We start from the raw sequence: 10,496 nt of genomic DNA, 5'->3' as shown, positions 1-10,496 counted from the left end.
GACTGCTTGGGTTTAGAGACTTACGTTGGGTGTAAATGGAACGAATCTTGTTCAGCAAGCCCTATGTACCTTATTTAGGAGGAAACTGCGGAAATGCTAGAAATCATAGACTTATCCCACAGCTTCCGGAATGGGGCCGAAGAGACCAAGGTGCTCGACGGAATCAATCTGGTTGTCGATAAGAAAGAGGTTGTCGCACTGCTCGGAAGCTCGGGATCGGGGAAGTCTACTTTGCTAAACCTGATGGCAGGCTTGATGAAGCCGACTAAAGGTTCCATCCGGATTGCCGGACAACCGATCGAGAAGATGAATGAAAATCAGCTCGCCGAGTTTCGCAGAGGGAATATCGGATTTATATTTCAATCCTACGAGTTGATTCCTCATTTATCCGTCATCGAAAATGTGGAGCTCCCGCTTATTTTCCAAGGGGAAAAGCCAAAATTGCGAAAAGAAAAGGCCGAAGCGATATTATCGCAGGTCGGCCTGGAGGAAAAGAGCAAATTGTACCCGTCGCAATTGTCGGGCGGCCAGCAGCAGCGCGTCAGTATTGCCCGTTCGCTAGTCACTTCGCCGTCCATCGTGTTCGCCGATGAGCCGACGGGCAATCTGGATACGAAGACGGAGGAGGAAATTATCGGGCTGCTGCTCGATTTGAATGCCAGATTAGACATCACCTTTATGATTGTCACGCATGAGCAGGAAGTGGCCAGGCGAGCGGAGCGGACGATTGTGCTTCGTGACGGCAGGCTGGTATCGACGGAAGAGTCGAGAGGTGCCGCCGAATGAGATTAAGAGATTACATCGTGCTTGGCTGGGATCAGCTGAGACGAAGAATGGTCGTTACACTGTTATGCGTGATGGGGATTGCCATCGGCTCCTCCGCAATTATCGTCGCTTTATCATTCGGCGAATCGATTTCCCATTATGCAAGGGAGCAGATGAACAGCTTTCTTAGCATGGATGAAATTACGGTGGAGAGTGACGGCTCCTACGGGGATCGCGACAGCACGCACAGCCTTAACGATCAGAAGATGGACATTATCCGCCAGCTGCCGCATGTGAACAGCACCCTCCTCATTAAGCCGATGGATTACGTCGATTTTACCGTTGACGGAAGCAAAACCGGATCGTTCCAACTCATCGAGACGGACATTGCGCAATTGCCCGAGTTTGGCCTTGACCTGTCGCAAGGAACGTTCGCCGATCAGAGCAATGGCGTTATTATAAGCTACTCCGCAATGTATGACATTTACGATCCAAGGCTCCGTCAGCTCCAAGCCGAGCAAGGAGAGGAAATTCAACGGATTATGTATCCGTTATATCAGAAAACGATTACCCTTTCGATTCCGGTGTACGGGGGTTCGGACATTTCCCATATGGAGGAGTTGCCTGTCCGGGTGGTCGATATTTTGAAAAAACCGGATGGAGCCGAAGGATACCAAGGCGATAAAATCGCTTATATTTCCCCTGCTTTAGGGGAACGGGTCGCGCAGCTGCAGAACTCGGAAATGGACGACGATAGGAACACCAGCCCCCCGCGTCTTACCGTCAAAGTAGACGATCCTTCGAACGTCACCCAGGTAGAAGAATTGATTAAGAAGCTGGATTTATATACGCAGTCCAATATGCATTACCAAGAGACGACGAATACGCAGTTTCAAATTATAAGGCTTATTTTTGGAGGGGCGGGCTTGTTTATTTTGTTCGTCGCCTCCATATCGATCATTGTTGCGATGACGATGTCGACCTACCAGCGGCGCAGGCAGATTGGCATTATGAAGGTGCTGGGAGCCAACCTTGCCCAAATTCGCAATATGTTCGTCGTAGAATCCGCATTGTTAGGCTTCATCGGCGGATTGGCCGGCATTCTAATCTCCTATTGGGTCATCTGGGGCATTAATATCGTGCTGCAGAAGTTCGCAAAAAGCGATGAAATTTTATTTATCGACAGCTGGGTGCTTGGCGTAGGCTTGTTCTTTGCATTGCTGACCGGCGTTGCGTCCGGAATTTATCCGGCCGTAAAAGCGTCCAAGACGGATGCGCTTACCGCTATAAAAAGAGAGTAGACGGGAGTAAACGGAATGAAGAAAAAATCGACTTGGATTTTGATTTTACTGGCGGTTCTTATTCTATTAATATCTGTATTGCTGTTTACGATGAATCGAAATGCAGGACTGTCCACTAGCGCGCCTCCGGAAGCGAATGTGATCCGGCTGAAGGCGACCGTTGAGGATATTACGAATACGATTGAAGTAAAAGGCAAATCGTCTTATGCGGAAGAGGAGAACGTATACGCCCCGTTTGCCTCCGAGATTGAATCATGGGAGGTTCAGGAGGGCAGCCAGGTAAAGAAGGGACAAGTATTGTTCCGGATGGAAGATTCGGAGCTTCAGAACAGCATTGCGTTAAGCCGCGCGAATATTGAGAAGCAAGAGCTTGAGGTAAAGCTGAGCAAGATGCGCAGGGAATTGAGCGAGGAGAATGGCGAGACGCAAGAGTTGGGCGATAAGAGCAGCGCTTTCGAGGAATATGCCGGCACGCAGCAAAGCGAGTTGGAAGCCCGTTTAAGCGAGCTGCAGCTGGATGTTGCGCGCAGGGAGCTGGAGGCAAACGAACGCAAGCTGGCTTTATCGGCGTATAAAGCGCCTTCGAGCGGAATTTTCTTGTTCGGCGAGGAGAAGGAGCCGAAGCTGGTTGAAGATCAGGATCTGCTCGGCAGAATCGTCGATCTATCGAAGCTTCAGTTGATTAGCACCGTATCCGAATATGAGGTGTTTAAAATTAAAGAAGGCATGGAAGCCGATATCAGAGCCGATGCGTTTAAAGATTTGAAGCTGAAGGGAGTCGTGCAAAGCGTCTCCAAATTCGCCAAAGCCGGAGCCGATTCCGCCCAATTCGAGGTTGTAATTTCGCTCGACAACTCGGAGGGGCTAATCGCGGGCCTAAGCCTGACAGGCTCGATTGTAACGGACCGGAAGGAAGGGGCGGTTGTCGTGCCTACGCTTGCCGTAATGCGCGAGGATGACGAATATTATGTATATGTCGAGCAGAACGGCGTCATTGAAAGAAGAACCGTCGAGCTTGGGCTTGAAACGCCGGACAAAACCGAAATCGTAAGCGGCGTAGCCGAAGGGGATACGATTGTTCTGCAATAACAGGCGATGCTAAAAGTTGCGAAGAAGTTTATGAAATGACCTGAGCTATCGTCCGCGGGAGATTGCTTTTTTTAACGGATTAGTCATCCTCGTTGCGGGCGGAGCTCTTTATCAATCCTCGTGATTATGTAATCATGTAAGGGAATATATAGCTAGAGGTATTCTGAAATGAAAACAAGCGAATTCAGAAAGCTAATCAGGAAACATTTAGCACCATCACTCAATGAAATCGGATTTACTGGAACCGATCATCATTTTGTAAAAGACAACAAGAACCACGTAATTAACGCTATCGTGATCCAGGCTGATAAGTATGGGGGATCGTGCGTTGTAGAACTCGGGGTTCATTTTGACTTCCTCCCCGATACAAGTGGGAAGTTTATTCCTGTGAACAAACTAACCGTCTATGATTGTGAATTTAGAACTCGATTGGTTCATGAGTTAAACTGGTTTCAGACAAATGTTCTTCGTAAGAAGAATAGTGAAGTTTGGTTTCGATACGGACATACAGAGGAAGAGGCAAGGACCGTATTACAAGAAATGAAAGAAATGATTATAACTCAGGGAACAAGTTACTTTACACAATTTAATGATTTTCCTCATGCACTTACCTCAATAAAACCGGTAGAGTTATCTAACCGTACAAAGAGATTAGACCGTTACGGAGCACCTTTGAATTTAAGATTAGCTTTGTTATTAGCACGTACACATACATTTCTCGGAAATGGGACTGAGGCCGCCAATTTTGCTCGTTGGGGACTTGAAAACATAGATAGGGCAACAGGACTGATCCAGGATTTTACCGAGATAATCAATTGCACGAAAAGAGAACGATAAATTGAAACAAAGCGGCTACCTCATGCAAGCTAAGAAGAATTTTTTAATATATTCGGTCGTAAGAAGCAAGACGGGACAATAATAAAGTTGTGCTTTTTGATGAGATGCTATTTTATCTAGGGGGTTCCAAAATGTTGACTTTTAAGGAGTTGATAAGTAACACGCCATTTGAGAAAGTTAAAGAAAAACTTTTCATCCATGTCCAAAGAAAGTTTTATCGCTCATTGTCTATGGGAGATGAACTTTTTTAAATAAATTTAACGATCAGAGAGATTTTGATACGGACGAATGATGAGGGGCAAACAAATGGAAGCCGGTGGGTTCCCCGATACGTTTGAAAACCGTTCAATCAATCAGCGGCGGTTAGGACAGCATGTTCGCGTCCTGACCGCCGCTGACACTTTTACGAGGGGAATCCTCCAAGCTTCTTCTAATCCCTGAAAATTACGTCTGCTTGCAGCAGCGTTTTTTCGTAATGGCTTCCGGGATTGACGATTCGGCGCAGCAGCTGGTCTACCGCTCTCATGCCGATCAGCTCCTTATTCACGTCGACCGTAGCCAATATCGGATGATCGGAGTAGACGTTGTCGAAGCCGGTAACGGCACATGAAGCGGGGACGGCACCGCCGTGGCGCTTCTTCAGAACATCCAGCACGGTAATCGCATAATAATCGTTTGCGCAAACGAATACGTCCGGCAGCTCTCGACCGTCGATCGCCTCGAGAAAGGTCGTTTCGAACTGGTCGAGTTCCGGACCGATCAGCGGCTTCCATTGCTGCAGCTCCACCCCGAAGTCTTCCAGAGCGGACCTGAAGCCAAGCCAACGCTCGTAATAGCTGTGCGCATCAGTAATATTGCCGACGAACTGATAGCTTTTATAGCCTTTTTGAATGAGCTTCGCCACCATCTCGCGCATGCTCGACAGATTGTCCGCGAACAAGCAGTCGCACGGAAAAGCCGGATCGAGATGATCGACCATGACGGTAGGGATGCCAAGCCGCTTTATTTCCAGCAAGATCGCAGTGGAGACGGAGCCCACGGTCAAAATGCCCTTGATCGCCTGCGGGTTCAGCAATGAAAATACCGAGTCGCCCGAAGGCTCGGTCAATGTTAGAATCGTTAGCCCTTTTTGGTTCAGCCGCGCGGAAATTCCTTCAAACACCGGCCCCCAATATACGGAATCCTTGTTCTGATAACGCACGTTCGGAAAAAGCACCAGCACCGTCCCCGTCCACGTCATTGCTTCGGGGTCTTGCAAATCTCCCGGCAGGTCGCTTAACGGTTCTTTGAAATAACCAAGCTGGCCGGCCGCTTTAATGATCATGCTCCGGGTTTGTTCGCTTACCCCCGTTTTGCCGGCAAGGGCGCGCGACACGGCAAACTTGGAAACCCCCGTAAAATCCGCGATATCCTGAATGGTCACTTTATTTCGCATCGAATCAGCCTACTTTATTAAGAGTGATAGGGCGTTTGTTACCGCATCCAAAAGTTTATGTTTTTGTATACCGTTAGCGTACTGAATCGTACGAACCGGCGATAAAATCAACCTTTAACCGCTGCCGCTCCTAATTGAACGGCCTGAAAAAAGGTTTTTTATTGTTGTTATTATCAAACATAACAAAAAAAACGAATCGGGGCAATCGAAATCTATAATTTCAAGCTATAACTTTATGGATAAAAAACACGGCGAATAAGAGCTTTTTAAAGAGATTCGATAGTTTTGGATCGCGAACAGGAAGATGAAAGGTCCACATAATAAAGCGTTTTCAAAAAATGGATTGACGGGAGAGAAGCTCGATGTTATTATTTGTTTTGTAAAATGACTAACAAAATACTAATAAATTAGTAGTCTCTGTTTGATTGGTGGCGCGGGCGTTATGGAGGATTTTCAGCGAAATCCGGGGGCTGCGGGCAACAAAATGATATTTACGGGAGGTAGGTATCGTGAAAGCAAGCAAAGTTTCAGCGAAAATGAAAGTGCTTACATTATTGGTCGGCCTCATGTTGTTATTATCCGCATGCAGCGGCGGCGCAAACAACGGGCCCAGCTCCGAGCCGTCCGTAAGCGCGGATACGCCTAGCGCGGCATCTTCGGCCGAGCCAAGCCCGTCCGGGCAGCCGGTCGATCTGGGCGGCCGGGTGATTAAAATCGCGGCATGGTGGGATTTGAAGCCCGCCGGAGAAACCGCATCCGACAAGGCGCGCCTCGACAAAATCGCCGAGGTCGAGAAGAAGTACAACGTGAAGCTGGAATTCGTAAACGTTCCTTTCGAAGAATACATGAACAAGTTTACGACAACGGTGCTTGCCGGCGAGCCGTTCGCGGACATCGTGCAGATGGAATACAAGTCCGCCCTTCCGGCGATTTTGAAAGGCCAGCTGCTGCCGATCGGCGAGTTTACGACACCGGACAACAACATTAACAAGGAAGGCAACCTGCTGACGAAGTATCCGGCTATCGCCGGCGGGGAATACGGCTTCGACAATCCGGTTACCCTCGGTCTCGGCTTGCATTACAACCGGGACATCTTTAAAAAGCTCGGCTTGCCGGATTTGCAGGAGCTGTATAGCAAGGGAGAATGGAACTGGGATAAGTTTCTTGAAATCGCGAAGCAGGCGACGAAGGATACGGACAACGACGGGAAAATCGACGTTTACGGCGTGTCCGGCTGGGCGCCCGATATCGTGCGCCACTTCGCTATCGCGAACGGAGGAATCATCGTCGACGAGACGAACGGCAAAGAAGGCCTGACCGATCCGAAAACGATTGAAGCCGCAGAATTCATCAATCGTCTCTATAACGTAGAGAAAGTCGTTCGAGTCAAATCCGGCGACATCATGAACTGGGAAGAGTCCAACACGTTCAAGGACGGAGATGTCGCGATGTTTCCGGCCGCCGAATGGCAGCTCCCGGATTTGACGTTCGATGCCGGCGTGGTGCCGATTCCGATTGGTCCGGGCGGCAGCGAAGATAAGACGTACGCCTACACGGCCGCATCGGCCAAGTTTATTCCGAAAGGCGTCAAAGATCCGCAGCTCGTTTATCAAATCTATGAAGAAACATTCGACATTCCGCAAATCGAGGAATATCCGGGCCAAGACTACCTGGAAAGCCTGTACGGGCACGAAGAGGATATTCAAATGATCCGCGAGCATATTGCCGGAACGGGCGTTATCGTATTGGACGGCGCGTATCCCGATTATCCGTTTAACAGCTATGTCGAGGACATTATCGTGAAGAACGGGTCGGTAACGGCCACGGCGGAAAAATACAAGCAGCAGGCCGAGGCTGCGATAGCAAAGCTGGCCGCCGAATGACGGATCGTATCGGCAGAGGAAGGGGCTGCCTCGCGAGGCATCGCCCCTTCCTTGCGGATTAAGATTCTCACAAAACTTAAGCCGATGCTTACGAAGCAAGTTTTGTCTCCGAGGTCGTACCACGACCTCTTCTTCCACAAAACTCTAGCTTATGCTTTCGAAGCAAGTTTTGTTTCCGAGGTCGTACCACGACCTCTTCTTCCACAAAACTCTTAGGAGGATCGAGATGTTCAAGCGGATGGCAAAGAACGCCCGAAGGCTGCCGTTAATCGCGCTCGCAAGCATGCTCTTGCTGCTTCCGGCGCAAGCCGGCCTGCAAGCCGCCGGCAGCGCCGTCCAACCCGGCGGCGAAAGCGACGCCGGAGAGCCGGCCGCCTCGTTGACGGACGGCTTCGCCGCATCCGGCGCTCCAGGAAGCCGATACGCCTATGTCCAATATAAGCGGGATCATGCAGACGCTCCCCGCCCGGCGCGGGAGATTGTGATCGAAGCCGGGCAATACAGCCGGCTGGAAGGCGACGGCTTCAAGAGGCTGGAGCATTTCGAAGGGTTGGACGGCGTCTCGCTGCTGACCGGCGAATCCGGGGAAGCGGAGTGGAAGGTGAACGTCGAAGAAGCGGGGATGTACAACATTTCCGCGGTGTACTTCCCGATCGCGGGCAAAAGCGCGACGATCGAGCGGGCTTTTCTGATCGACGGCAAGCTTCCTTTCGAGGAGGCCGCTTATTTGCAGTTCGACCGCATTTGGGGAAACAAGCTGGATCGGGTGCAGCAGGACAACCGGGGCAACGACCTGCGGCCGAAGCAAACGGAGAAGCCGGCTTGGAGCGAGGAGACGTTCGGCGACTCCAACGGCTATGAAGAGGATCCTTTTTTGTTTTATTTGGATAAAGGAGTACATACGCTGACGCTCCGGTCGACGCGGGAGCCGATGGTGCTCCGGCAGCTGAAGCTGTTTCGGCAGGAGGAGCCGCCCGCTTACGAGGAGGCCGTACGGCAATACGAGGCGGACGGCATTAAGCCGGCATCCGGCATCTCTCTCCGGGTCGAAGGGGAAGCCGCCTCCGCCAAATCTTCCCCTACGCTGTATCCGCTTAGCGAACGGTCCAGCCCGGCCGTATATCCTTACAGCGCCTCCAAAGTAAAGGTCAATACGATCGGGGGCTACAATTGGCGCCTGCCGGGCCAATGGATCGAATGGGAGGTCGATATTCCGGAAACGGGCCTGTACCATATCGGTTTCAAATCGCAGCAAAACTACGTTAGAGGCGTCTATTCGACGCGCCGGCTGACGATCGACGGAGAAGTTCCGTTCGCCGAGATGAAAAAAGTGCCGTTCCGCTACAAAAGCGGCTACCGGATCGATACGCTCGGCGGCGAAGAGCCGTATCTGTTCCGGCTCGACAAGGGCAGGCACGTCATTCGGCTCGAGGTCAGCCTCGGCGATTTCGCCCCGCTTATCCGCGAGGTCGAAACCAGCTTGTACAACCTGAACGCGATGTACCGCAAAATATTGATGATTACCGGCACCAAGCCGGACGAATTCCGCGATTACCGGCTGGAGCGGCAAATTCCGGACCTGCTTCAGGTGTTTCAGGCGGAGCATGACCGGCTGTCGCACGTCACCGCCAAGCTGAAGGAGCTGTCGGGCGGAACGAGCGATCAGGAAGGGCTGCTCAAAACGATGACGGCGCAGCTTAAGGAAATGACCGAGGAGCCGGACACCGTCCCGCGGCGGCTCTCCGCTTATAAAACGAACACCGGAGGACTGGGCACCTGGGTGCAAAAGGCAAGGGAGCAGCCGCTGGAATTCGACGCATTGTTTATCGTTTCGCCCGATAAGCAAATCCCGAAGGACGGCATGGGTCTCTTCTCCAAAGTCAAGCACGAGGCGATGACGTTTATCCATTCTTTTTTTATCGATTATAACCGGATCGGCAACGTAAGCGAGGCTGCCGATCGGCGGACGGTGACGGTATGGATCGGCACCGGGCGCGACCAGGCCAACACGATGAAAGCGCTCATCGACGAGACGTTTACGCCGGAAACCGGCATTAACGTCAACCTGAAGCTCGTCAATATGGCCTCGCTGCTTCCGGCCGTGCTGGCGGGCCAAGGTCCGGACGTAGCGATGCAGATCGCAAGCGACCTTCCGGTCAACTTCGCGATGCGCGGCGCGGCCGTCGATTTGACGCAGTTTGCGGACTACGCCGAGGTAGCGGAGCGGTTCAGGCCTAGCGCTCTTGTCCCTTATACGTACGAGGACGGCGCCTACGCCTTGCCGGAGACGCAGACGTTCAACATGCTGTTTTACCGGAAGGACGTGCTGGAGGAGCTTGGCTTGTCCATCCCGCAAACCTGGGAGGAAGTCGCCGAAACTCTTGCCGTGTTGAGCAAAAACCATATGGAGTTCGGCTTGCCGGTCGTCACCCAGGCGACGGTGCAAGGGCAGAACATCCCGCCTCATTCCATGTACGCCACGCTGCTGTTTCAGAACGGGGGAGCGTTCTACCGCGACGGCGGCAAGGAATCCGATCTCGATTCCCGGACCGGTATCGAGACGTTCAAGCAGTGGACGGAGTTCTATACCGATTACAAGCTGGAGCGGGAATACGACTTCGCCAACCGGTTCCGGACGGGCCAAATGCCGATCGGCATAAACGACTACACGATGTATAACCAGCTGTCCGTATTCGCGCCGGAAATTCGCGGCCAATGGGGGTTCGCACCCGTTCCGGGTACGTTGCAGAAAGACGGCAGCATCCGGCGCGACGTGCCGGGCGGGGGCACCGGAGTGCTAATGCTGGAGGATGCCAAGGACAAGGACGCGGCCTGGCAGTTTATGAAATGGTGGACGAGCGACGAGGTGCAGACCGAGTTCGGACGGGAGATGGAAGGGCTGATGGGAGCGGCCGCCCGTTATCCGACGGCCAACATCAAGGCGCTGGACAGCTTGCCGTGGCCGGCCTCCGACTATAACAGCCTGAAAGCGCAATTCGAATGGGTGCAGGGCGTGCCGGAAGTGCCCGGCGGATATTTTACCGGCCGGCATCTGTTCAACGCCTTCTACAAGACCGTTGTCGGCGGGGTCGAAGCGCGCGAATCGATTATGGATTACACGGCGTATATTCAGGACGAAATCCGCACGAAACGGAAGGAATTCGGATTGCCGCAATAAAGGGGGGA

7 protein-coding genes are annotated in these 10,496 nt (G+C 51.9%); 6 read left to right on the top strand and 1 reads right to left on the bottom strand.

The window, feature by feature from the left end; all coding sequences use genetic code 11:
- Positions 1–93 precede the first annotated feature (93 nt).
- The 4 genes from ACFSW5_RS03560 to ACFSW5_RS03545 all read left to right on the top strand — a co-directional run bounded on the left by ACFSW5_RS03560 (position 94) and on the right by ACFSW5_RS03545 (position 3,992).
- Entirely contained in the window at positions 94–786 is a 693-nt protein-coding gene (locus ACFSW5_RS03560; protein ID WP_379269974.1) for an ABC transporter ATP-binding protein, read from the top strand.
- Complete coding sequence (locus ACFSW5_RS03555; RefSeq protein ID WP_379269972.1) at positions 783–2,066, top strand: ABC transporter permease; 1,284 nt, start codon at positions 783–785, stop codon at positions 2,064–2,066. Before ACFSW5_RS03560 ends, ACFSW5_RS03555 begins: the two co-directional genes overlap by 4 nt.
- A gap of 15 nt (positions 2,067–2,081) precedes the next feature.
- On the top strand, positions 2,082–3,155 hold the full coding sequence (locus ACFSW5_RS03550; protein WP_379269970.1) for an efflux RND transporter periplasmic adaptor subunit: 1,074 nt from the start codon (positions 2,082–2,084) through the stop codon (positions 3,153–3,155).
- Positions 3,156–3,323: 168 nt separating this feature from the next.
- Positions 3,324–3,992, top strand: a complete 669-nt coding sequence (locus ACFSW5_RS03545) for a DUF4304 domain-containing protein (RefSeq protein ID WP_379269968.1) — start codon at positions 3,324–3,326, stop codon at positions 3,990–3,992.
- Positions 3,993–4,422: 430 nt separating this feature from the next.
- Here the strand turns inward: ACFSW5_RS03545 and ACFSW5_RS03540 are convergent, their stop codons facing one another.
- Complete coding sequence (locus ACFSW5_RS03540) at positions 4,423–5,427, bottom strand: LacI family DNA-binding transcriptional regulator (RefSeq protein WP_379269966.1); 1,005 nt, start codon at positions 5,425–5,427, stop codon at positions 4,423–4,425.
- A gap of 509 nt (positions 5,428–5,936) precedes the next feature.
- Between ACFSW5_RS03540 and ACFSW5_RS03535 the strand changes: the two genes are divergently transcribed.
- Positions 5,937–7,310, top strand: a complete 1,374-nt coding sequence (locus tag ACFSW5_RS03535; RefSeq protein ID WP_379269964.1) for an ABC transporter substrate-binding protein — start codon at positions 5,937–5,939, stop codon at positions 7,308–7,310.
- Between the two features lie 226 nt (positions 7,311–7,536).
- Positions 7,537–10,488, top strand: a complete 2,952-nt coding sequence (locus tag ACFSW5_RS03530; protein WP_379269960.1) for an extracellular solute-binding protein — start codon at positions 7,537–7,539, stop codon at positions 10,486–10,488.
- Positions 10,489–10,496: the final 8 nt, after the last annotated feature.

It is taken from the genome of Paenibacillus thailandensis (assembly GCF_042685365.1).
Lineage (GTDB): Bacteria > Bacillota > Bacilli > Paenibacillales > Paenibacillaceae > Paenibacillus_AP > Paenibacillus_AP thailandensis.
This window is presented reverse-complemented; position numbering and strand designations above follow the sequence as displayed.